Below are 25,184 nucleotides of genomic sequence, written 5' to 3' on the forward strand. Positions count from 1 at the left end.
ATAACTCCCTTTATTATTTTGCAACGTAAGCCAATCAACATTTATTGTTAATCAATAGTTACACAAGCAGTACTTATCATGCCATTAATTTAACATACGTGTCACGACTTTAATTCTTCTAACAGCCAGTCCACCGCTAAATCTAACGATTTTTGATAGCCAGAGCTCAAATTTTTCGATGGCACTTTCACCGCTCTGCCCACTTTACTTGACATTGCAATCAGCTGATTATCGCTATGCGGTGCAATTACGTCCCCCTCTAAAGAGATGGCTAGAATAGGCACGCTGGTTTTTCTTGAGGCCAATAAGCCTTGTGTTTTTAGCGACCATGCCGACATTTGCCCCGCCAAACTCGATATATCAATGGGCAATTTACCTAATCGAGAGCCCAACACATCAAAATACATTTTTGGCATCTTATTAAGCTTATCAGGGGAAGATAAAATATCATGAACTGGCGCGCCAATGGCGACACAGGCTTTAATGCGCGTTTGCTCTAAAAAGCTAAGGCGTACCAAAGCGTTACCGCCGAAACGAAACCCTAGCAAGCCCACATTCCAATGATCAATAAAAGGGACTTGTGGTAAATAATCGATCACCGCTTGATGCAGGCAACAGGAGTCTTCCGACAATGTCCAATTACTGCTTTTGCCCACAGACGGCATATCTATGGTCAACATAGCAAATTCATTAGGGGCCAAATGATCAAGGAACAGCTTCCACATATCCGTTTGCACGCTATCTAAACCAGCACAGACTACCACTACCGGCAGCGGGCGCTCAGTGTGGGGTAAATGCAAGTTCGCTTGAATGGTTTTGCCTTTATAAGGAATGTTCAGTTGCTTAAACACATACTGACTGACATTTGATGCTTCTTCGTAAGCTTTATTGGCCAACACATGCGCCTGTAAAGAGAGATTATCCCCTTTGATGTGAGGATAAGCTGCAATACTAAAATACAAACTGGCTTTGTATAAAGCTAGAGCAGCCTCCTCACCTTTTAATTCAGTGGCGCGCCTTTGATGCACCATACCGGCTTGAGTCCACTCATAAGCCCAGTTTCCGGAGTGAAACCCCATCACAGTATCCAACCATTCATCCTTAGTTCGAGAATGTTTAGACGATGATATACGAGCTAAAACCTCTTCTTGTTCTATGGGATCAGCCCCTTGCCAAATCCACTGCAAGCGACGCAAGTTTCGATACCATGAGCTCTGAGGCTTGTCTTCTAAAACACTTAAGCTACTTGGCATATACGGCGTCAAACTGGACGTCTCTTTTGCTTGATGGTGTTTGGCAAAGAGTTTCTCTGAAAGGTTTTTATTGGTGTCATCAATCATAATAAGGCGCTCTGTGAATTAAACTCATGCTAAAGCATAAACAAAAAATGCCTCTAAAATAGAGGCATTTCAAATGAATATTATTTACGAAATACCGTAAATAATACCAATCACACTAAGTAAGTGCTCAGAAATAGCGCAGGAAAAACCCTCTAAAACAAGGCAGGATTTTTCGATAAGTAGTTATTCTACAATCAAAAATTCTAACGCCGTTATCGAGTATTTTAACAAGCTATAATGACCCGTTATTTAGTACGATGGGTATAAGTCTGTTGACCAACTATTTACGCTTGCGATTAACCGGCTCAACAAAAGTAAGCTGCATATCCCAAGGTTGTTCGATCCAAGTTTCTTGCTCAATATCGACCACATAGTCATCCAGCAATTCAACACCAGAAGGTTTGGCACATACTGCAATTAATTTAGCTTTAGGGTACATTTTACGTAACTGACGTGCAGTTTCACCGCTATCGACTAAATCTTCAACAATCAGGAAGCCTTCTCCATCACCCTCAGGGGCCTTAAGAATGCTCATATCACGCTGGTGATCGTGGTCATAGCTTGAGATACAAATAGTATCTACATAACGAATCCCTAGTTCACGAGCAAGAATAGCTGCGGGTACTAAACCACCGCGGCTTACACCCCAAATCCCTTTCCACTGTTCGGCTGGCATTTGACGCCTAGCAAGTTCGCGACAGTTGGTTTGCATTTCATCCCAAGTGATGATGTATTTTTTTGGCATAACTGGAAAACCTATTTAAGACAATATTAAGCGGCTAGAATATATTTCAAAATAAATATAGCAGACATCACCCAAACACTGAGAGAAACCTCGCGACCCTTACCACTCAATAATTTTATTGCTGCGTAAGAAATAAAGCCTAAGCTAATGCCCTCTGCAATAGAGAAAGTTAATGGCATTAATAAGCAAGTGACCACTACTGGTGCTGCCTCTGAAATGTCACTCCAGTCGATATTAACCAAACCAGATAACATTAAGATAGCGACATAAAATAACGCACCCGCTGTAGCGTATGCCGGAATCATACCCGCTAATGGTGAAAACAGCAAAGCCAATAAGAAAAGTACGCCAACCGTTACCGCAGTCAGGCCTGTACGGCCACCAGCGGCAACACCGGCTGTAGATTCAACATAAGAAGTGGTATTTGAAGTACCAAGCAAAGCACCAACAGATGTTGCAGTAGAATCGGCAAGTAACGCCTTGTTTAAACGAGGTAATTTACCATCTTCTGTCATTAGATTCGCTTTTGAAGCTACACCAACAAGTGTGCCCGCAGTATCAAATAGATCGACAAATAAGAAGGCAAAGATGACCGAGATCATGCCAACCTCAAACACACCTGCAAAATCTAGTTGCATAAATGTAGGCGCGATACTTGGCGGTGTCGCGATAATCCCGTGGTATTGCACGTCACCCAAAAGCAAGCCTAAAACCGTAACGGCTAAAATAGCAATCATCACAGCGCCGCGTACCCCACGGTGCACTAAACCAATGGTAATAAAGAAGCCAATCGCACCGAGTACAGCATGCAAACCGGTAATATCTCCCAATGAAACCAAAGTGCCTGGGTGACCAACAACAATACCAGCATTCTTTAGTCCGATAAATGCTAGGAAAAGGCCAATACCTGCAGAAATACCTGTACGTAGTGACATAGGAATTGAGTTAATGATCCATTCACGAATGCGTAATAGACTCAGTAGAACAAACAAGATACCAGAGACAAAGACTGCCGCTAAAGCCACTTGCCAAGTGTAACCCATTCCTAATACAACACCGTAAGTGAAGAAGGCATTAAGTCCCATACCTGGTGCTTGAGCAATAGGGTAGTTAGCGTATAGGCCCATGACCATACAACCAATTGCAGCGGCTAAACATGTCGCGACAAAAACAGCGCCATGATCCATGCCTGTTGCAGATAGCATTGTTGGGTTAACGAAAATAATATAAGCCATTGTCAGGAAGGTCGTAATACCTGCAATGATTTCAGTGCGAACCGTCGTTCCATGTTCACGTAGTTTGAATAGCTTCTCCAGCATTCTCAATCCCTAAAAATATGTAAAAGTAAACGTTTGCGTAATAAAATAGGCGAGAATTATAGTGAGTTATAGAGTTAAATGCCATCTGTTTTACTTATAAAGTACACCACCCCAACATGAGTAACATTAACCCACACAACAAAAACAATTAAGCCCTTGTTATATAAAGACCCAATATGAGCATTATCGTGTATTGGATTCTATTATTCTCGCTATTTCACCATGCTATTGTTGATGGTTTCTTATTATTTGTTATTGGAAATAAGAGCCAACTTGCCTATAAAAATGCCATTTGAAACATAATTGATGGTAATACCAATCACAGTAATTAAGTGGTCAGAAATAGCGCAGGAAAAACACTTGAGAACAAGGCGCTATTTTTGATAAGTAGTTGTTCTACATTCAAAAATTGCAACGCCGTTATCATGTGTTTTAACAAGCTAGAATGGTCAGTTAATTACTACGATTGGTATAATACCAGCCACGGCCAGAAATCGTACAGGAACAACACGAAAATAGTTCATCATTTTACCCAGACGAAAAAAAAGCCGCTCCAGATGGGCGGCTTATGAAATCAGTAATTAATTTCTAAAAATATCAGGGTGAACCGAAGTTCGATCACATGCTTAAAATCCTAATCTAAGGATTGAAACTCTACATTTAAAATATATCAACCAAAAGGGCAACACATTGAAATGTAGAATTCAAAGTTAACCAATTGAAAAACAAATGATTTACACTTTAATTTCAGCATTGATGTAGACAATAATGAGCGGGGTGGCTCATAGAAGGGGTATCTACATCGAGGCTTTATATTAGCGATAGTGTAATTTAATTACAAGTATTTTCTTAACTTCCATTAAATAAATTCAAATCTGCCTAATTATGCGCCTTTTTTGGTAATTTAATTTCACCTGCGAAATAAATGTTCTATCTTTCGCCATATAAAACGCATTGCCTATAGTGAATCGTTGGATATTTAAACAGTGTAGCATTGTTACAATATTGACTTCATCTGTCCAAGACCCCCTCAGAATGATATCCTGCCAAGTATCAGCCATTCGATTCAAAATCAATGCATCACCGTCTAATTACAGTAGTTAATCTTTATTCACTACTGCTGTTACCCATGAAGGAGCATCACCATGTCGCAGTTTCTCAACCAAATCAGCCAGCTATCAAATAACCCAATTTGGCCATTCTTTGCCAACATTTGTTCTATCCCTCACCCATCAAAACACGAACAAGCCTTATCTGATCACATAGTGACTTGGGCCAAAGAGCAAGGGCTTTCAGTAAAAGCCGATGCGGCAGGTAACTTGTTTCTAAAAAAACCGGCTACAGCAGGAATGGAAAACAAAAAAGGGGTAGTACTGCAAGCTCATATCGATATGGTGCCGCAGAAAAATGAAGATACCGACCACGACTTTACTCAAGATCCAATTCGCCCATATATTGATGGTGAGTGGGTAACAGCCACTGGCACCACACTGGGTGCTGACAATGGTATCGGCATGGCATCATGCCTTGCCGTACTGGCGGCAAAAGATATTGAACATGGTCCAATTGAAGTGTTGCTTACTATTGATGAAGAAGCAGGTATGACAGGGGCATTCGCCCTGCAACCAGGCTGGCTTGAAGGTGATATTCTGCTTAATACGGATTCAGAGCAGGAAGGTGAAGTCTACATGGGTTGCGCTGGAGGCATTGACTCAAGCCTAGATTTTGCCATTGTTCGTGAAGCTATCCCTGAAGGGTTCGTCACTAAAAAACTGCTGTTAAAAGGACTAAAAGGTGGCCACTCAGGTTGTGATATTCATACCGGTCGCGGCAATGCCAATAAACTGATGGCACGCTTTTTAGCGAACTACGCCCAGCAACTTGAGTTGAAATTAATTGATTTCAATGGCGGAAGTCTGCGCAATGCTATCCCTCGTGAAGCAGCCGCCACTGTCGCCCTTCCTTCTCACAACCTAGACAAACTGCAACAGTTGTACACAGAATTTACAACCACCCTACAACAGGAATTAGCAGCAATAGAAACCACGCTGGTTACTTTTATCGAACAGAGCGACGCTCCATTTGATGCGTTCTCACAACAGAGTCAGCAAGCATTTGTAGCCGCACTCAATGCCTGTCCAAATGGGGTGATCCGTATGAGTGACGCCATTGAAGGTGTCGTGGAAACCTCGCTAAACCTTGGGGTAATCACCACAGAGCAAGATAAAGTTACCGTTCTATGCCTCATTCGCTCCCTTATTGATTCAGGACGTCGCCAAGTGGAAAGTATGCTCACTTCTGTGGCAACCCTCTCTGGTGCAAGCATTGAATTCTCTGGAGCATACCCTGGCTGGAAACCGGATGCTGACTCAGAAATTATGGCCGTATTCCGTGATATGTACCAAGAAGTGTATGGCCATAAGCCTAACATCATGGTTATTCACGCTGGCCTAGAGTGTGGCTTGTTTAAAAAACCTTACCCTAATATGGATATGGTCTCGTTTGGTCCTACTATCAAATTCCCCCACTCTCCAGATGAGAAAGTGAAAATTGACACTGTTGACCTGTATTGGGAACAAATGGTTAATCTACTCAAGCATATCCCTAACAAGGCTTAAGCCGTCACCTAACGTAAAAAGCCGAGCATACTGTGATGCTCGGCTTTTTTGTTATTCGATACTTTTAAACTTTCGTTACAGCAAGATCTTCAAGTTGCGAAAGAGTGGTTTCCGATACGAGTTCACCGTTGTAGTAATAACTCACTTTCTCACCATCACGAACTCCCATAATCAGCGCTTTATCACCATTGTTATAAGTGACATTCATTTGCACTGTATTCGCATCAATGGCTTCAAAAGTAGATGACTCTACCTGACGCATTGAAATCGGGTCTAGGGGCGCTTCGGTAAGTGAAGGGTCTAAGTCTTTATTCATGTTATACATAGTTTCAACTTTTGAGTCGAAGATATGCGGTTTACCATTAATTGGGTTTTTTCCGGCCCAAAATTCAATGGAGTTAAAAATCAACGTATCCACAGCAACAGAAAGTGCATACACAGGGGCAAGAAGCATATTCACACCACCACGAGCATAGCGGTTATCTACCACTTCCAAGTTAAACTTCATTACATATCCCGTCACCGCATTACTACCAATACACCCAGTTAGTGACGCTGTAAGAACTGCCAGACCTACTGCTTTTAAGCCAAATTTCTTCATTTTCATGTACCCTTCCCTGTTTTAATTAACTAGCCTATGCCTTTTTAAAGTAGTCAACTTTCAAGCATTTACCATTTAAAAGTACATTTTTTTACACTTTCCCATGCCTTGTTCAAATTTATCACTCATTCATTGCATCAGCGGCCTAAAAAGCACAGCCCCCTCTTTTATCACCCATAAAAAAAGCGACCTAAAAAGGTCGCTTCTAGATTTCAATATAACGCTAGCTATGAATTAGCCAATATTCTTACGAACATTGCGGAACATTCTCATCCATGCAGAATCTTCACCCCAAGACTCAGGAGCCCAAGAGTTAGCAACCGTTCTAAATACACGCTCAGGGTGAGGCATCATAATTGTTACCTTACCATCAGCGGTTGTTAGACCTGTAATCGCGTTTGGTGAACCGTTCGGGTTGTTCGGGTATTGCGAAGTCGCATTACCTAGGTTGTCTACATAACGCAGTGCAACCGTACCAGAATTTTCAATCGCATTTAGGTGAGCAGTATCTTTCACTTCTACGCGGCCTTCACCGTGAGAAACCGCGATAGGCATACGAGAACCCGCCATACCATCAAAGAATACAGAATCAGACTTCTGAACTTCAACCAAGCTAAAGCGAGCTTCAAAACGCTCTGATTCGTTGCGAACAAAGCGAGGCCATAGGTCAGCACCAGGAATCAGCTCTTTTAGGTTTGATAGCATTTGACAGCCGTTACACACACCTAGAGAGAAGGTATCTTCACGGTTAAAGAAGCTTTCAAATTGGTCACGAGCTTGAGCATTGAAAAGGACAGACTTAGCCCAACCTTCACCCGCACCCAGTACGTCACCGTAAGAGAAGCCACCACAAGCCACAAGACCTTGGTACTCTTCTAGTACCGCTTTACCGGTTAAGATGTCGCTCATGTGGATATCCACAGAATCAAAACCTGCGCGGTCAAAGGCGGCGGCCATTTCTACGTGAGAGTTCACACCTTGCTCACGCAAAATAGCCATCTTAGGTTTCACGCCTGTTGCGATATATGGCGCTGCTACGTCTTCATTGACATCAAAGGTAAGCTCAACATTCAAGCCAGGGTCTGAGTTGTTTTTCTTCGCTGCAAACTCTTGGTCTGCACAAGCTGGGTTATCACGCAGTGCTTGCATCTTATGCGTAGTTTCAGCCCAGATAGTACGAAGCTCTGTACGAGAGCGCTGTACCACAGCATTACCGTTAGCAAAGATTTCAACGCTATCGGTTGCTTCGACAGTACCGATAACATGCGAACAAGCTTCTAGGCCATGTTCAGCAAGTACTGAACGCACTAGGTCAAGGTCGTCATTGCTAACCTGAACCACTGCGCCTAACTCTTCGTTAAATAGTACCGCTAGAGTATCTTCACCAAGCTCAGAGATATCCGCTTTCACGCCACAGTGACCCGCAAATGCCATTTCAGCCAGCGTTACCAATAAACCGCCATCGCCTTTATCGTGGTAAGCCACAAGCTTGTCATCACGAACTAGCGTTTGCATAGCATTAAAGAAGCCTTTTAGCTGCTCTGCGTTGTCAACATCTGCAGGCTTATCACCTAATTGTTTGTAAACTTGGGCAAGGGCTGTTGCGCCCATGCGGTTTTTACCGTTACCAAGATCAACCAATACTAGGCTTGATTCACCTTTATCAGTGCGAAGCTGAGGAGTTACAGTCTTACGAACATCTTCCACACGACCAAACGCAGTGATAACCAATGAAAGTGGAGAAGTCACTTCTTTGTCTTCGCCGTTTTCGTTCCATTTAGTCTTCATAGACATGGAATCTTTACCAACAGGGATCGTTAGACCCAGTGCAGGACAAAGCTCTTCACCTACCGCTTTAACCGCTTCGTAAAGACCTGCGTCTTCACCTGGGTGACCGGCTGGAGACATCCAGTTAGCCGAAAGCTTAATACGTTTAATATCGCCGATATCAGAACAGGCAATGTTTGTGAGTGACTCACCCACAGCTAGACGCGCAGAAGCGCCAAAGTCTAGAAGTGCAACCGGAGTACGCTCACCCATAGACATAGACTCGCCATGGTAAGAGTCGTAACTTGCTGCTGTTACTGCACAGTTCGCTACAGGTACCTGCCAAGGGCCAACCATTTGGTCACGAGCAACTAAGCCCGTTACACTGCGGTCACCAATGGTGATAAGGAAGGTTTTCTCAGCAACGGTTGGTAAACGAAGAACGCGATCAACGGCTTCGTTCAGTTCAATACCTTCACGATCAATTGCAGGACTATCCACTTTTAATGTTTTCACATCGCGGAACATCTTAGGTGTCTTACCTAACAATACGTCCATTGGCATATCAATTGGCGTGTTGTCGAAGTGAGAATCTTCTAGAGTCAGTTGACGCTCTTCGGTAGCAATACCCACCACCGCGTACGGTGCACGTTCACGCTTACAAATCGCATCAAAAGTGGCCATATGTTCATCAGCCACAGCCATTACGTAACGCTCTTGAGATTCGTTACACCAGATAGCCAGTGGGCTCATGCCCGGCTCATCGTTAGGCACGTCACGCAGTTGGAATTTACCACCACGTTCGCCATCATCAACCAATTCAGGGAGTGCGTTAGAGATACCACCTGCACCCACATCGTGAATGAATGCAATTGGGTTATCGTCACCTAACTGCCAACAGCCATCGATCACTTCCTGACAACGACGTTCCATCTCTGGGTTTTCACGCTGTACTGAAGCAAAATCGAGATCTTCTGCTGATTGACCAGACGCCATAGAAGATGCCGCGCCGCCACCAAGACCGATGTTCATCGCAGGACCGCCAAGAACAATCAGTTTAGCGCCAACTGGGATTTCTTTCTTCTGTACGTGCTCATCACGAATATTACCCATACCACCAGCAATCATGATTGGCTTGTGGTAACCACGGATTTCTTCACCGGCGTGAGAGGTCACTTTTTCTTCGTAAGTACGGAAGTAACCTAGAAGGTTTGGACGACCAAATTCGTTGTTGAATGCCGCGCCGCCTAGCGGGCCTTCAGTCATAATATCCAACGCTGTTACAATGCGACCTGGCTTACCAAAGTCGGTTTCCCATGGTTGTTCAAAACCAGGAATACGTAGGTTGGACGTGGTAAAGCCCACTAAACCTGCTTTTGGCTTACCGCCGATACCTGTTGCGCCTTCATCACGGATTTCACCGCCAGAACCGGTAGAAGCACCAGGCCAAGGAGAAATAGCCGTTGGGTGGTTATGCGTCTCTACCTTCATCAAGATGTGTGCATCTTCATGGTTGTAAGAGTACTGACGAGTTTCAGGATTAGGGAAGAAACGACCCACTTTAGAACCTTCCATTACCGCAGCATTATCTTTATAAGCAGACAATACGTGGTCAGGAGTCACTTCCATGGTGTTCTTGATCATTTTGAACAAAGACTTGTCTTGAGCGACGCCATCGATTGTCCAATCTGCATTAAAGATTTTGTGACGACAGTGCTCTGAGTTTGCTTGAGCAAACATCATCAGTTCGATGTCATTTGGATTACGGCCTAGCGTATTAAAGCTATCGACAAGGTAATCGATTTCATCTTCTGCTAACGCCAGACCTAAAGTGATGTTCGCTTCAGCAAGGGCTTTACGGCCACCTGTAAGCACATCAACAACGGTATGTGGCGCAGGTTCTGCAACCGTAAACAAAGCGGAAGCTTGGTCCATTTCATTGAAAACCACTTCCATCATGCGGTCATGAATCAATGCTTTTACTGCTTTCAGTTGCGCTTCATCTAGCTGAGTCGATGTTTCAACATAATAAGCGGTACCACGCTCTAAGCGTTTAACTGTGTTCAATCCACAGTTATGAGCAATGTCAGTAGACTTAGATGACCATGGGGAGATAGTACCTGGACGAGGCGTCACAAGCAGCAAAGTGCCTTGGGGTTCATGTTCTTCGATTGTTGGACCATAAGTAAGCAGTTTTTCAAGCTTATCAGTCTCTGAGGCATCGAGCTCTGCACTCACATCTGCAAAATGCATAAACTCAGCATAAATACCGGTTACTGGCAGGTCTTGTTCACGACAAAGTTCTAGTAATTTTTGTACACGAAACTCAGAAAGAGCTGGGGAACCACGCAAAATTCTCATGTGCTTAGGTCTCTTTGATGATGGATTAAAGATAATATTCAAATAAAAACAATCACTTAAAGCATTAAATTGCTATTATTTCAATATTAACCCTGTTGATTCGGGCGTATTATAAAGCAATTCTTTTTGTGAAGTAACACAAAAAGCAACCGTTTGCGCAAATTTTTGCGTCACACGCCCTCAGCAGAAATGATAAGCGAGTTTTTTTTGTTGCAAGTAACATTCATCAATCCCTAGGACTGTTTCACTTCCCCAGTGATAAGCGGTTTGATATAAAGGACTATTATTCAGGTTCATTTCTCTTTGTTATTGGAGTTGCCCAACACTATGCGCACGTCAGTGTTCACTAAATTTTATACATTGGCTTTATCGCTAGTGGCCTTATTGTTGATAAGTGGCTGTCAATATGACAGCAACAGCAAAAGTGAGCTACAACAAATAAAAGAACGAGGCGTATTGCGTGTCGGGACTCTTAACAACCAACTTTCTTATTATATTGGTCCTGATGGCCCAACGGGTATGGAGTACGACTTAGCGTCTAAATTTGCCAAAGAGCTTGGCGTTCGCTTAGAAATTAAACCCGCATACCGCCTTTCAGAGCTTTTCCCTGCTCTAAAAAATGGTGAAATCGATATTGTAGCGGCCGGTTTAACTCAAGCACCTAATCGCGTAAAAGCCTTTCGTGCCGGTCCTGCCTATTACTATGTAAGCCAACAAGTTGTGTACAAAAAAGGCACATGGCGACCACGTAATTTACAGCAGTTAATCCAAAGTAATCAGTCCATTACTGTCGTTAAAGGCACTCACTTTGAGCACACTTTACAACAACTGGCCAAAAAGCATCCCGATCTCAAGTATCAAATCACCGACGATTACGATATTAACGATTTGCTAAAGCAAGTGTCCACGGGGGAGCGACTCTTTACCGTAGCGGACTCCATAGAGCTCTCACTCACACAACGTATTTATCCCAATATTGCTTTAGCGTTTGAATTGACGGAAGACCAACCGACCTCATGGTATTTGCGTCGTGACATTGATGAAAGCCTGTACGCATTAGTGGTGGAATTTTTTGGCAATATTCATCAAGATGGTCAATTACATCTTATTGAAGAAAAATATTTTGGGCACATAGCGGAATTTGACTATGTGGATACTCGTGCATTTGTGCGGGCATTAGACAGTAAACTGCCCAAATGGGAGACCCTATTCCAAAAGTATGCTGAAGAGTTTGATTGGCGCTTAGTGGCCGCTCTTGCCTACCAAGAATCTCACTGGAACCCAAAAGCCAAATCCCCTACCGGTGTACGCGGCATGATGATGCTAACCTTACCTACCGCAAGAAGCGTCGGCGTGACCAATCGTCTTGACCCTGAACAATCCATACGCGGTGGAGTGGAATACCTTAGAAAAATTGTCAATCGTATTCCTGATAGTATCAATCAACATGAAAAAATTTGGTTTGCACTTGCTTCCTATAATCTAGGTTATGGGCATGTAATGGACGCTAGAAGAATCGCCAAAGCGCAAGGAGCGAATCCGGATCTTTGGAGCGATGTAAAAACTCGACTCCCGCTACTGCGTAAAAAAGGCTATTACGAATACACTCGATATGGTTTTGCACGCGGTGACGAAGCGCTTAATTATGTAGAAAGCATTCGCCGTTACTATCAAAGTATTATCGGTCACATAGATCAACGAGATCACGATGTTCTGGATACTGGAACGGACGATCTAATGGTGATCAGCGCTCCTGATGATGGTATAGAGAAAACGCCGTCGAACAAAGGGACAACAACACAGCAAGCCCCTAAACAAACATCAAAACAATAGTTGAGTTAGCTCACAAATAAACGGAGTGCAGGCATCCGCTTGCATAATTTTGCGATCTATCTCCTTTGCTTAGGTTCATATAATAGTAACAATCATCCTCTATATATAAGTAATGCAAACTAAAACAACGTCATTATTCATCCAGTTTGCATCTACGAAGTTCATAGGAGATTGTTCGTTGAAACTAAAAAGAAAGCTATCGAAAAAATTATCAAATAGCACTGTTTCTGCTAACCGTCGTAAGCGTATGCTAGCCAACAACAAGAAAAAAATTCTTTGGCGAAATCGCTCTTACGTAACGTTAGAGTTATAGTAAAACCTCAAAGCAAACATTTGATCGTATGCCATTGAATGTTTGCCTAATCCCCCTTCTGTTGCTGTTCTCTTTGTAAACGTTTTAATTCTTTTTGCTCTTTTCTGCGTCGCTTAAAAAATGCCTGCAACTGCTCTCGACACTCTTTTTCTAACAGCCCCGACTCAATAATGGCGTAATGATATGCCGCTTGGCTGGAAAACAGATCCAATACCGTGCCTGCCGCTCCTGCTTTAAGATCTGCTGCGCCAAACACAATGCGTTTCACTCGGCTATGCAATAAGGCACCCGCACACATGGGGCACGGCTCTAAGGTGACATACAAGGTAGTATCTAATAGACGATAGTTTTGCAAAGTATCGCCGGCTTGTCTTAATACCTGAACCTCTGCATGGGCGGTGGCATCATGTGCACCGATACAACGATTCCATCCCTTAGCAATCACTTTATTGTCTTTAACTAACACAGCACCAACAGGGACCTCCCCCTCAAGCTCGGCATTATGAGCAAGCTCAATAGCTTGTCGCATAAAATACACATCTTGCTCAGAAAAAGAATGGGATAGGGTTTCACTCATAATTATGCCTGTGGGTTGTCTTTGCTGAAAATGTACCTTGCGCGAGATGCTCGCTCAAGAACTCAATGGCCATTTTTACCTTGGGGGATAAATGCCGGTTTTGTGGGTAGAGCGCCCAAATGGGCTCTTTGTCACTGCGATACTCTTTCAGTATCTCAACCAAATTTTGCTTTTCTAAGTGAGAAGTCACGTAAAAATCGGGTAATTGCACCACCCCGTAACCTTGTATCGCCGCTTCCGTTAGAACATTACCACTATTGCAGCGAAAGGCTCCTTTAACGGTTAAATTCAGCTTCTTATTGTTCTCCGTAAAACGCCATGTAGCCGAAGACCCGAGTAGACAATCATACCCCACCAACTGTGATGGATGTGAGGGTTGCCCATACTTGTTTAGAAATGTAGGGCTCACACAAACATACTGCTGACGCTCTGTCAGTTTTTTAGCAATTAAAGAAGAATCGGGAAGCTCACCAATGCGAATCGCAATATCAAACTTATCCGCAATCAAATCCAAACGCCGATTGCTTAATTGCAGATCGAGTTCCAACTGAGGGTAGTGACGAGCAAACTGCATCAATAGTGGCGCAATCACGGTTTCCCCGTAAGTGGTTGGGGCTGTGATTCTCAACCGGCCTATGGGTGACGAGTGCACTTGAGTGGCTTCTCTTTCCGCTTCAGCCAACCCGTCCAGTAACATTCGGCAGTGCTGAGCATAACCTAAGCCAATTTCCGTCACCGACACTCTACGTGTCGTGCGTTGCACCAATTTCAAGCCAAGACGAGACTCTAAAGCCGATAGCTTACGGCTTACTTGCGCCACAGAGGTATCTAAATGCTGTGCCGCTTTAGTAAAGCTGCCACTATCCACCACCGCAATAAACTCTTCAATGCCTTCCCATCGACTCATTATTACACTCACGTAAAAGTAATTTACTAAAAGGCTAGTTTATCATCGTAATGGAAACAATATAATCACTGGCATAGACTAATATTTAAATTAACTGTTTCGCCAATAGGAAATCACCATGACTGAACAATTTATCAAATCACGTGCTGCTGTTGCTTGGGGACCAAATCAACCACTTAAAATGGAAGAAGTGGATGTGATGCTGCCTAAAAAAGGCGAAGTGCTGGTTAAAATTATTGCCACAGGGGTTTGTCACACCGATGCATTCACTTTATCGGGTGACGATCCTGAAGGTATCTTCCCATCGATTTTAGGCCATGAAGGGGGCGGTATCGTAGAAATGGTAGGCGAAGGCGTTACCAGTGTCTCTATTGGCGATCATGTCATCCCACTTTATACCGCTGAATGTGGCGAATGTAAGTTCTGTAAATCAGGTAAAACAAACCTTTGCCAAGCGGTTCGTGAAACTCAAGGTAAAGGTCTGATGCCCGATGGCACTACACGTTTCTATAAAGATGGTCAGCCTATTTATCACTACATGGGCTGCTCTACTTTCTCTGAGTACACAGTTTTACCTGAGATCTCTCTGGCTAAAGTCAACAAAGAGGCACCTCTAGAAGAAGTCTGCTTGTTAGGCTGTGGGGTAACTACGGGGATGGGCGCTGTGTTAAATACAGCAAAAGTAGAAAAAGGCGATAACGTCGCTATCTTTGGCCTTGGTGGTATTGGCTTGTCAGCCATCATTGGTGCGAAAATGGCCGGAGCCAACCGCATCATAGGTGTTGATATTAATGAAAGTAAGTTTGAACTCGCAAAACAGTTAGGTGCAACAGACTGCATCAACCCAAAAGACTACGATAAGCCTATTCAAGACGTGATCGTCGAAATGACTGACGGTGGTGTTGAATACTCATTTGAATGTATCGGTAATGTCGATGTAATGCGTTCAGCCCTTGAGTGTTGCCATAAAGGATGGGGAGAATCTGTCATTATAGGTGTTGCTGGTGCAGGACAAGAGATCTCAACACGTCCATTCCAGTTAGTTACTGGTCGCGTATGGCGTGGCAGTGCCTTTGGTGGCGTTAAAGGTCGCTCTGAACTGCCTGAGATTGTAGAGCGTTATATGGCTGGAGAGTTCGGCCTACAAGACTTTATCACCCACACTATGGGCCTTGAGGACATCAACGAAGCCTTTGATCTTATGCACCGAGGTGAAAGTATTCGAACCGTTATCCATTTCGATAAATAACAGTGGTAATAGTGGCGCGGTCAAAGATGCAGCGCCACTTTTTTATTTTGGGAATCCTTTATGAGCTTCAATAAAATCAGTGAAACTAAAGTCTTTGGTGGCTTACATCAACGATTTACTCATCAATCTACCACCACGCAATGTGAGATGACTTTTGCTATATTCCTCCCCCCTCAAGCAACCCAACAATCGGTACCTGTTCTTTATTGGCTCTCAGGGCTAACCTGCACCGACGAAAATTTTATGCAAAAAGCGGGGGCCTTTCGTAAGGCAGCGGAATTAGGTATCGCTATCGTGGCTCCCGATACAAGCCCTAGAGGTGATGCTGTACCCGATGACAATGACAACGCTTATGACTTCGGCCTAGGTGCGGGGTTTTACTTAAATGCCACGCAGACACCTTGGAAAACACACTATCAAATGTACTCCTATGTGGTCGATGAATTGCCCGATTTAATAGAAGCGCAGTTTCCTGTCACTAATAGAAAGGCCATTTCTGGGCACAGTATGGGCGGTCACGGAGCCTTAACTATTGGTTTAAAGAATCAAGACAAATACCAATCAATCTCTGCATTTAGCCCTATTACCAACCCTACCGAGTGCCCTTGGGGCATTAAAGCTTTATCAAATTACTTAGGGAATGACCCAGCGCTATGGCAGAAGTACGATGCTTGTAAGCTGTTGGCTAAACATGGCTGTCAATTGCCTATTCTTATTGACCAAGGCGAGGCCGATGGCTTCTTAGAAGAGCAACTTAAACCAAACCATCTCATTGATGTGGCAGCGCAACAGCAACTCGATTTTGAGCTTCGTATGCAAGCGGGCTATGATCATAGCTACTTCTTCATCTCAAGTTTTATCGATGACCATCTCGCGTTTCACGCAAAGCATCTATAAACCACGTTCTTAGAAACAACAAAGCTCGCCAAAATTGGCGAGCTTTTCTTTTATTAATACGTCACTTACATTGTGTAAGTGTAAGGCGCTTGAATACCTAGAGGGATACCTAGAGCCCAGTAAGCTAGCAAGAAGATAGTCCAACCAATCAGCATAGCGATTGAGAATGGCATCATTAGAGAAGCGAGAGTACCGATACCAGTATTTTTAACGTAGCGCTGGCAGTACACCACAACCAGAGGGAAGAACACCATAAGTGGTGAGATGATGTTAGATACAGAATCCCCCACACGGTAGGCCGCTTGAGATAGCTCAGGAGAGATACCCACCGCCATTAGCATAGGTACTAGGATAGGACCAATCAAGGCCCACTTAGCCGATGCAGAACCGACCAAAAGGTTAACCATCGCTGTCAGTAGAATCATACCAACCACCGTTGCTTCACCGGGTAGGTTCATCGCTTTCAGACCTTCAGCGCCGTACAACGCTAGCATAGTACCAATGTTTGATTGACCAAATGCCACTAGGAACTGAGCACAGAAAAATGACATTACCATGTAAGCACCCATAGTGTTCATGGTGTCAGACATAGACTTGATGACGTCGTTGCTGCTAGAGAACTTACCTACCACACGGCCATATACGATGCCCGGAATGATGAATAGGATGAAGATTAAAGGAACAATTGACTGCATGATAGGCGCTGAGAATGCGGTGATCTCACCTTCAGGAGAACGCAATGCTGAATTCTCTGGCATGATGGCAAATACCAGCAGTGCAATACCTGCAATCATAGACCAACCCGCGTACTTAAATGCTTTCGCTTCTAGCTCAGTCATAGAGCCAAGATCCGGCGCTTGTTCTGCGTCTTCATCCACTTTAGTGGTTGCATCTAGGCGAGGCTCAATGATGCGCTCAGTAACAAACCAACCAATAGCCACAATTAACACTGAAGATAATCCAGTGAAATAGATGTTGGCCAGTGGATTCACAATGTACTCAGGGTCGAGAACGTTTGCCGCCGTTTGCGTGAAACCCGCCAGAAGCGGATCGATACCAGAAGGAATAAAGTTTGCAGAGAAACCGCCAGATACACCGGCAAATGCTGCTGCAATACCAGCAAGAGGGTGACGCCCCGCCGCGTGGAAGATGATACCACCTAGCGGAATAACCAATACATAGCCCGCATCTGCTGCTGTGTGTGACACGATAGCAACAAGGATCAACATTGGAGTAAGCAGTTTCGCTGGCGTGAAGCTCAGCATCTTCTTTAGGCCTGTAGTAATAAAGCCCGAAGAGTCGGCAACACCGACACCTAGCATGGCCACTAGAACGATGCCTAGAGGTGCGAAACCGGTAAAGGTTGTTACCATGTTAGCCAGAAAATGTGCCAACGCATCACCGGTTAAAAGGTTTGTAATCTCAAGAGGATCACCGGTGCGTGGATTAATGAGGTCGAACGAGACATTAGACAGTAGGGCTGAAAATACCCACACTATAATTAATGCCCAGAAGAATAAAATGGCGGGATCAGGGATCTTGTTACCTGCTTTTTCAATCAGGTTCAAGAAGCGATCCATACCACTTGGTTTAGGAGTAGCTGTGCTTGCTATATCATTGCTCATTGGATTACCGCTCTGTGACTTTTGCAAAAATGTAAAATGAAAAGATCTTGGTTTTATTTTTATTAGGGTGCATATTTTACCCAAACAACCACTCAAAAACAGAATCTTAGTTTACCAAATGAGTCATCAAACTCTTATTTTGCATAACAGCAACCAAACAAAAACAATTTAAATACAAAACTGAAAATAAAACGATCGCCACACGCAACCACTTGCTTATTTTTACCCTTAAACTATGACAATATTCAGAGCTATGCACTTTCTATTCATTCCCTATACCACAGCAACAAGACATTAACATTTCACTTATTAAAAACCACCCAGGTTTTAATTGATAATTGCTGTTGCTCACCCCATGGATCGCTCCAAGATGCAGATAGCATAATTTGACGCCCCTTTACTCCCTGCGATGACACAGTATCACTATGCAAAACTGTGAGCGAAAATGGCAACGACGCTGCGGGCCAATGGGATTCAAGATCGGTGCCTGTCAGCGCCTTAACTCTTGCTTTCTCTAACTGGTTTTCCATATGCGCCAGCACCTGCACCCTTTGCGTCGCTAAATGCGTTTCCCTTTGTAGGTACACCCCCCCTTCAATAAGAAACAAAGAAAACAACGCCACTAATGCTGTCGCGACTAACACCTCGAGCATCGAACTGCCTTTATGCCCTTTATTATGCTTACTAGAAGTCACGCCAACTCCCCTGCAACCAACTGCGTTTAGCAAACTTAAATCGAGATGCCATCAAATATTGGCTATTTTCCATAACACTTACCCCTCCCTGTTTTACCTCCATCATGGTTGGGGTTTGTAATAATAATCCTCCTTCAATTCTAAGGTTGCCACCAATCGTCAGTGTCCCTTGCTTCTGCCATACCGCCACAATGCCGTATAACGTGTTACTGCCAGAGAGCTCAATGTCTGGCCCGACGAACAACAAATTCAACGCAGTGGACTGTGAAGCGACAGCCAGTTGATCCCAATAATAGTCACTGATAGAACAAGACCCAGTGATGACGATATCGGTATAGGATTGTTGCACTTGGGCCAACAACTCACTGCCACACATTGACGCCTCTGACAGCAACAACTCACTCCCCCACCTCAAACGCAGTTGCTCACTATCCGCATAATCATAAAAAGTCATCAGCGCCGAAGGCACTATCGTTATTGACGAGCCAAGTACGGCGCTGGGCAGTGGTTGATTGCTAATGATGGCGGCGTTATTTTCCTGCTTACCCAGTTGCATTATGGTGCTTGTGGCTATGCTTTTATAAGAACCGTTATTAGCTATAGCGGTGCTACTCCAATGACTTGCGGTGTCAGCTTGCACCTGCAGTTTTATTTGATTGACCTGAGGCTGTTGTTCAATGGTTATCTGCAGGTTTTGTTCGATTAAACACTCTGCACTTTCTGACAACTGTAGTGAGGTAAGGTGCAAAGCCGTACAGTGAATAGCCGACTCCAGTTGCCAATCCAAATAGACCCTTTTTATTTGTAATTGCGCTTGCCAACGAATTGCGTCTGTCACGTAGCGAGCGTTTTCTAGCATCACAAAGCCTAAAATAAATAATGTGCTCAATACCATAAGCAGTACAAACCCATTATGGTGCTTCATTAGCGTCTTCCTCATCTGATAAAGACAATAATGAATTGCGGGAGGCACTATATACCCCTTGCTGCTGTGGCTGAGCTCCTTTTATTGCCAGCGCATAATCCACTCGCAACACTCCGTGAATAGCAGGATGGGTCGCAATAATAAATTCACTCATAGAAAACAGCTTATCGTTCAACATAGAGTAATTGATATTGCCGGCACAGGTATCGGCAATGGGCGCCAGTTCTATGCTGGCATCGCGACAATATTTCAATTTAGCTTGGGTGGCATCACGCCAAATAAACACGCGGCGATACCCTTCAACGTCATCCTTATAACCTATACCCAGTTGCGACGCCTGCGTATAGAGAGAAGAAGATTGGGCATAACCTGAACGCCTTATCTCACCGCGTAGATAATTGCTCAGGTACTGGCTTTCAATAAACAGTTGCGCTTGTTCGATTAGTTTGGAGAGGAGTTGTTGCTGGTGTACGAGCAAAGTGGACGTTGAGAGTAATAATACACTAGAGATGCCAAGGCTCATCAGCACTTCAAGTAAGGTTTGCCCCGTTTCATTATAAGGCTTTAACATGCTGGATAACCATAAGTCACCGCAGTGGCTGAGCACACACGCATCCTACCGGTTATATCATGATAAATCACTTTGATAACCACTTGATCTTGTAGGCTAAGGCTAATGTTTCCATTGCCATAGGGTCTTCCCGTGACCCCACTAAAACGCAATGAAGTGAAGGTGGTGCTAATGGCGACACCCGTGACTTGCACAGGATTAACCCCTCCTTTAAAGATGGTTTGCTGAGTGCGAGGAGAGTTATCTAAATGAATAGCAAATAACCCATTCTCAGATGAGGTATCTGCATGTAACCACAGATCTTTTTTTAGGCCATAAGCCGTATCCCTGGCGGTGGTGAGTAGGGCATAAATTTGCGCAGTGGATTGCTTTATTTTTAGGTTATTCAGCTGCTCAGTAATGACCAGCAATGCCATGTGTCCTGTCATACCTAGCACCACACAACATACCAGTAATTCCATCAGAGAAAAGCCATGGGTTGTCATCTTCATCTGCCAAGATTAGATCACAAAAACGCGCCATATTTCAGCAAAACGGCACTCTACGAGGCACCGCTCACAACACCCTACTTTCTACCATACATAAAAAAGGCCAACACAAGGTTGGCCTTCAATCAGTCATTTTTTAAAGAGTGGTTAGCTAGTAAGATCATCAAAGAACTTTTTAACACCATCAAAGAAGCCTTCAGATTTTGGCTTGTGTTTATTGGCTGCATCGCCACCACAAGAATCTTCAAACTCTTTTAGTAACTCTTTTTGACGCGAGTTGAGTTTAACGGGTGTTTCTACTACCAACTTAACGATCAAGTCCCCTTGCGCACCGCCGCGAACCCCTTTCACACCCTTGCCACGCATACGGAACATGCGTCCAGTTTGAGTTTCTGGTGGAACTTTTAGGCTTACTCGTCCATCAAGTGTTGGTACTTCTACTTCACCACCTAAGGCGGCCATAGCAAAACTCACAGGGACTTCACAGTATAAGTTACTGCCATCACGTTCAAAAATATGATGCTCTTTCACATGCACTTGCACATAAAGATCTCCAGCAGGAGCGCCGTGCTCTCCCGCTTCCCCTTCACCCGATAAACGAATACGATCGCCCGTATCTACACCGGCTGGGATTTTAACATTGAGAGACTTCGTTTTATGTTTGCGTCCTTCCCCATGACAAGCGCCACAAGGATCTTTAATGATTTTGCCTTTACCATGACATGTTGGACAAGCTTGCTGAACAGCAAAGAAACCTTGACGCATTTGTACTTGGCCATGACCGTGACAAGTGCCACAAGTTTGCGCAGAAGAGCCTTTCTTCGCACCAGAGCCATCACACACATCACAACTCACAAGAGTAGGGACTTGGATCTCTTTTGAGCAACCACGAACCGCTTCTTCTAAAGTCAATTCCATGTTGTAACGTAGGTCTGAGCCTCGTTGAGCGCGCTGCTGACCACCCCCACGACGACCACCACCAAAAATATCACCAAACACATCACCGAAGATATCACCGAAGTCAGCACCGCCACCGCCGCCAAAGCCGCCGCCGCCCATGCCACCTTGTTCAAAAGCGGCATGGCCGTATTGATCATAGGCTGCACGTTTTTGAGAGTCGGTTAAAACCTCATACGCTTCCTTCACCTCTTTGAACTTCTCAGCCGCGCCTTCATCACCCTGATTTCTATCTGGGTGGAATTTCATTGCGAGGCGTTTATAGGCTTTTTTGATATCACGTTCAGAAGCGTCTCGGCCTACACCTAGTACTTCATAAAGATCACGTTTAGACATGTGTTTCGTCACCAATTTGTTTACTGCAAGCGGTCACACCGCTTCATATTTATATCGATATAGATGGAGGTTCTAGGGACTAAAAATATCATCTATAGCGACAGCTGTATCGACAAACATACGGGCGTTTAGGTTGCCCAAAACGCCCGTAACTATCAGATTAGAAAAGTATTTTCCTAAACTAAAGCGGGTTTATTCAATTAAAAGAGCCTAGTAGATAGGCTCCTTCTTTATAAATTCACACGCTAGAGTAACGGGAAATTATTTCTTATCGTCTTTCACTTCTTCGAACTCAGCATCAACAACGTCGTCGTCTTTAGCTTGCTCTTGACCCGCATCAGCACCTTGTGCTTGCTGAGCTTGAGCTTGCTGTTGAGCGATTTCCATTAGTTTTTGAGCTGCAGTCATAAGTGCTTGAACTTTAGCGTCAATCGCTTCTTTGTCGTCACCAGACTTCACTTCTTCTAGTTCAGTGATAGCCGCTTCAATCTTAGTTTTCTCGTCCGCTGGAAGAGCGTCACCCGCTTCTTCGATTTGCTTACGAGTACCGTGGATCATTTGGTCCGCTTGGTTACGAGTAGTCACTAACTCTTCGAACTTTTTGTCCGCTTCTTTGTTAGCTTCTGCTTCTTGTACCATTTTCTCGATATCTTCGTCGCTTAGGCCACCAGAAGCTTGGATAGTAATCTTTTGCTCTTTACCAGTGTTCTTGTCTTTAGCAGACACGTTTAGGATACCATCAGCATCAAGGTCTAAAGTCACTTCAATTTGAGGCATGCCACGAGGTGCAGCTTGAATACCTTCCAAGTTAAATTGACCTAGAGACTTGTTGTAAGTCGCTTGTTTACGCTCACCTTGAAGCACGTGAATTGTTACTGCGCTTTGGTTGTCTTCTGCTGTTGAGAACACTTGATTTGCTTTCGTTGGAATCGTTGTGTTTTTCTCGATTAGCTTAGTCATCACGCCACCCATAGTCTCAATACCTAGAGACAATGGAGTTACGTCAAGTAGAAGTACGTCAGTTACGTCGCCCGCAAGAACACCACCTTGAACTGCAGCACCCATAGCCACTGCTTCATCAGGGTTAACGTCTTTACGAGGTTCTTTACCAAAGAATTCAGTTACTTTAGCTTGAACCATAGGCATACGAGTTTGACCACCAACAAGAATAACGTCAGTGATTTCGCCTACAGATAGGTCAGCATCTGCTAGAGCAACTTTAAGTGGCTCAAGAGAACGTTGTACTAGGTCTTCAACTAGAGATTCTAGTTTGGCACGAGTCACTTTAACGTTCATGTGCTTAGGACCTGTAGCATCTGCAGTAACGTAAGGTAGGTTTACGTCAGTTTGAGTAGTAGAAGAAAGCTCAATTTTCGCTTTTTCTGCTGCTTCTTTAACACGTTGCATAGCGAGTGGATCGTGCTTAAGGTCAATACCTTGATCTTTTTTGAACTCTTCAACCAAGTAGTTGATCATGCGAGTATCAAAGTCTTCACCACCAAGGTGAGTGTCACCATTAGTTGCTAGAACTTCAAACGTTTTTTCGCCTTCAACTTCATCAATTTCGATGATAGAAATATCAAAAGTACCACCACCAAGGTCATACACAGCGATAGTGCGATCGCCGCCAGACTTGTCTAGGCCGTATGCAAGAGCTGCAGCTGTTGGTTCGTTGATGATGCGTTTAACATCAAGACCTGCAATGCGACCTGCATCTTTAGTTGCTTGACGTTGTGAATCATTGAAGTAAGCAGGAACTGTAACCACAGCGCCAGTCACTTCTTCACCAAGGAAGTCTTCTGCAGTCTTCTTCATTTTCTTAAGAATTTCAGCAGATACTTGAGGAGCAGCCATTTTTTGGCCTTTCGCTTCTACCCATGCATCACCGTTGTCAGCCTTAACAATTTTGTAAGGCATGATTTCGATATCACGCTGAACTTCTTCGTCTTCAAAACGACGACCAATCAAACGTTTGATTGCAAATAGTGTATTTTCTGGGTTTGTTACTGCTTGACGTTTAGCAGGTTGGCCAACCAAAGTTTCGCCATCAGTGTAAGCAACAACAGAAGCTGTTGTGCGTTCGCCTTCTGCGTTTTCAATTACACGTGGTGCGTCACCGTCTAAAACTGAAACGCATGAGTTAGTTGTACCTAAATCAATACCAATGATTTTACCCATCAGACTATCTCCAAAAATTTAATTATTTGTTTCTCTATACCCCATAAGTGGGGGATGCTTGGCTTAGTTTCAACCCTAAGCCATAAATTTGTTTGAAGCAGTTAGCTTATGTTTAATTGCTCTGCACCATAGATAGGGTCTCTATTTTTTGTTTCAAGAGTTACGCAGAAAAAAAATAAAAAAAGAGGCTGAAAACAGCCTCTTTTCGCTAACTTTGTTCAATTTAAGCTTATTTAGCAACCATAACCATCGCTGGGCGAACAACACGGCCATTAAGTTCATAGCCTTTTTGCAATACCACAGTTACGGTATTAGCCTCGTGATCAGGGCTTTCAACCATAGATACAGCGTTATGCAGTTCAGGGTTAAATGCTTCGCCCTCTGGATTGATTTCTTTCAAGCCATTTTTAGACACCACATCAATAAATGATTTATGCGTCATTTCAATGCCTTCAAGAATTGGCTTAATCACTTCGCTTTCGGTATCAGCCGCTTGCATAGCACGCTCTAAATTGTCGATAACTGGCAATAGTTCTTCTGCAAACTTATTAATGGCAAACTTACGTGCTTTCGACATTTCTTGCTCTGTACGACGACGCATGTTTTCAACTTCAGCTTTAGCACGAATAACAGTGTCGTGTTGTTCCTTTAGACGCATCTCAGTTTGAAGTAACGCAGCTTCAAGTTGAGCCACTTTTGACTCTTCTACTTCTTCAGCTGTTTCTTCGTTCCATTCGATATCACCCTCATCGCCAATTATTTCGGCATCGTCAACAACTTGCTCAGCTTCATTAGTCGCTTGTGCCAACTCTTCTTCATTAATTTTATTTTCTTTATCGCTCATGATATCTCCGGTGCGAGTACGCATATTTCTGAAAGTGC

General features: G+C 43.9%; 20 protein-coding genes. 5 read left to right on the top strand and 15 right to left on the bottom strand.

Going from position 1 to position 25,184, the window contains the following annotated elements; all coding sequences use genetic code 11:
- Nucleotides 1–101 precede the first annotated feature (101 nt).
- From frsA to OCU56_RS09730, 3 genes are all read right to left on the bottom strand, one after another.
- Nucleotides 102–1,340 carry an esterase FrsA gene (gene frsA / locus OCU56_RS09720; RefSeq protein WP_261873036.1) on the bottom strand — a complete coding sequence of 413 codons (1,239 nt, stop codon included), beginning with the start codon at nt 1,338–1,340 and terminating at the stop codon, nt 102–104.
- Nucleotides 1,341–1,620: 280 nt separating this feature from the next.
- Entirely contained in the window at nt 1,621–2,085 is a 465-nt protein-coding gene (gpt, locus tag OCU56_RS09725) for a xanthine phosphoribosyltransferase (protein ID WP_261873037.1), read from the bottom strand.
- A 26-nt stretch (nt 2,086–2,111) separates the two neighbouring features.
- Nucleotides 2,112–3,404 carry an NCS2 family permease gene (locus OCU56_RS09730; protein WP_261873038.1) on the bottom strand — a complete coding sequence of 431 codons (1,293 nt, stop codon included), beginning with the start codon at nt 3,402–3,404 and terminating at the stop codon, nt 2,112–2,114.
- A 1,145-nt stretch (nt 3,405–4,549) separates the two neighbouring features.
- On the opposite strand from OCU56_RS09730, the gene OCU56_RS09735 reads away from it, so the two are divergent.
- Nucleotides 4,550–6,022: an aminoacyl-histidine dipeptidase gene (locus tag OCU56_RS09735; protein ID WP_261873039.1), complete on the top strand. Its 1,473-nt coding sequence runs from the start codon at nt 4,550–4,552 to the stop codon at nt 6,020–6,022.
- A gap of 64 nt (nt 6,023–6,086) precedes the next feature.
- On the opposite strand, the gene OCU56_RS09740 is transcribed toward OCU56_RS09735, so the two are convergent.
- Nucleotides 6,087–6,623 carry a DUF3332 domain-containing protein gene (locus OCU56_RS09740; RefSeq protein WP_261874805.1) on the bottom strand — a complete coding sequence of 179 codons (537 nt, stop codon included), beginning with the start codon at nt 6,621–6,623 and terminating at the stop codon, nt 6,087–6,089.
- A gap of 234 nt (nt 6,624–6,857) precedes the next feature.
- On the bottom strand, nt 6,858–10,751 hold the full coding sequence (gene purL, locus OCU56_RS09745) for a phosphoribosylformylglycinamidine synthase (RefSeq protein ID WP_261873040.1): 3,894 nt from the start codon (nt 10,749–10,751) through the stop codon (nt 6,858–6,860).
- A 327-nt stretch (nt 10,752–11,078) separates the two neighbouring features.
- Here purL and mltF point away from each other — a divergent pair, with 327 nt between their 5' ends.
- Both mltF and OCU56_RS09755 read left to right on the top strand, forming a co-directional pair.
- The gene (mltF, locus tag OCU56_RS09750) at nt 11,079–12,584 is read left to right on the top strand and encodes a membrane-bound lytic murein transglycosylase MltF (RefSeq protein WP_261873041.1); all 1,506 of its coding nucleotides are present in this window, start codon (nt 11,079–11,081) and stop codon (nt 12,582–12,584) included.
- Nucleotides 12,585–12,762: 178 nt separating this feature from the next.
- The gene (locus tag OCU56_RS09755; RefSeq protein ID WP_261873042.1) at nt 12,763–12,897 is read left to right on the top strand and encodes a hypothetical protein; all 135 of its coding nucleotides are present in this window, start codon (nt 12,763–12,765) and stop codon (nt 12,895–12,897) included.
- 46 nt (nt 12,898–12,943) lie between these two features.
- Here OCU56_RS09755 and tadA read toward each other — a convergent pair whose 3' ends face one another.
- Together tadA and OCU56_RS09765 are read right to left on the bottom strand one after the other, a co-directional pair.
- On the bottom strand, nt 12,944–13,474 hold the full coding sequence (gene tadA, locus OCU56_RS09760; protein ID WP_261873043.1) for a tRNA adenosine(34) deaminase TadA: 531 nt from the start codon (nt 13,472–13,474) through the stop codon (nt 12,944–12,946).
- The gene (locus OCU56_RS09765) at nt 13,467–14,381 is read right to left on the bottom strand and encodes a LysR substrate-binding domain-containing protein (RefSeq protein WP_261873044.1); all 915 of its coding nucleotides are present in this window, start codon (nt 14,379–14,381) and stop codon (nt 13,467–13,469) included. Before OCU56_RS09765 ends, tadA begins: the two co-directional genes overlap by 8 nt.
- 118 nt (nt 14,382–14,499) lie before the next feature.
- Between OCU56_RS09765 and OCU56_RS09770 the strand changes: the two genes are divergently transcribed.
- Both OCU56_RS09770 and fghA read left to right on the top strand, forming a co-directional pair.
- A complete protein-coding gene (locus OCU56_RS09770) occupies nt 14,500–15,630 on the top strand; it encodes an S-(hydroxymethyl)glutathione dehydrogenase/class III alcohol dehydrogenase (RefSeq protein WP_261873045.1) in 1,131 nt (376 codons plus the stop codon).
- A 60-nt stretch (nt 15,631–15,690) separates the two neighbouring features.
- Complete coding sequence (gene fghA / locus OCU56_RS09775; protein WP_261873046.1) at nt 15,691–16,527, top strand: S-formylglutathione hydrolase; 837 nt, start codon at nt 15,691–15,693, stop codon at nt 16,525–16,527.
- Nucleotides 16,528–16,592: 65 nt separating this feature from the next.
- Here the strand turns inward: fghA and OCU56_RS09780 are convergent, their stop codons facing one another.
- From OCU56_RS09780 to grpE, 8 genes are all read right to left on the bottom strand, one after another.
- Nucleotides 16,593–18,152, bottom strand: coding sequence for an AbgT family transporter (locus tag OCU56_RS09780; RefSeq protein ID WP_261873047.1), 1,560 nt, complete (start codon nt 18,150–18,152; stop codon nt 16,593–16,595).
- Between the two features lie 302 nt (nt 18,153–18,454).
- Entirely contained in the window at nt 18,455–18,847 is a 393-nt protein-coding gene (locus OCU56_RS09785) for a type IV pilus modification PilV family protein (protein ID WP_261873048.1), read from the bottom strand.
- Complete coding sequence (locus OCU56_RS09790; protein ID WP_261873049.1) at nt 18,837–19,772, bottom strand: hypothetical protein; 936 nt, start codon at nt 19,770–19,772, stop codon at nt 18,837–18,839. The genes OCU56_RS09785 and OCU56_RS09790 overlap by 11 nt, the downstream gene beginning before the upstream one ends.
- Nucleotides 19,759–20,343, bottom strand: coding sequence for a hypothetical protein (locus OCU56_RS09795; RefSeq protein ID WP_261873050.1), 585 nt, complete (start codon nt 20,341–20,343; stop codon nt 19,759–19,761). Before OCU56_RS09795 ends, OCU56_RS09790 begins: the two co-directional genes overlap by 14 nt.
- Entirely contained in the window at nt 20,337–20,828 is a 492-nt protein-coding gene (locus OCU56_RS09800) for a hypothetical protein (RefSeq protein ID WP_261873051.1), read from the bottom strand. Before OCU56_RS09800 ends, OCU56_RS09795 begins: the two co-directional genes overlap by 7 nt.
- 150 nt (nt 20,829–20,978) lie before the next feature.
- On the bottom strand, nt 20,979–22,124 hold the full coding sequence (gene dnaJ, locus OCU56_RS09805; protein WP_261873052.1) for a molecular chaperone DnaJ: 1,146 nt from the start codon (nt 22,122–22,124) through the stop codon (nt 20,979–20,981).
- A gap of 261 nt (nt 22,125–22,385) precedes the next feature.
- Complete coding sequence (gene dnaK / locus OCU56_RS09810; protein ID WP_261873053.1) at nt 22,386–24,302, bottom strand: molecular chaperone DnaK; 1,917 nt, start codon at nt 24,300–24,302, stop codon at nt 22,386–22,388.
- Between the two features lie 229 nt (nt 24,303–24,531).
- The gene (gene grpE, locus OCU56_RS09815; RefSeq protein WP_261873054.1) at nt 24,532–25,146 is read right to left on the bottom strand and encodes a nucleotide exchange factor GrpE; all 615 of its coding nucleotides are present in this window, start codon (nt 25,144–25,146) and stop codon (nt 24,532–24,534) included.
- Between the last annotated feature and the right edge of the window lie 38 nt (nt 25,147–25,184).

It is taken from the genome of Vibrio rarus (genome assembly GCF_024347075.1).
Lineage (GTDB): Bacteria > Pseudomonadota > Gammaproteobacteria > Enterobacterales > Vibrionaceae > Vibrio > Vibrio rarus.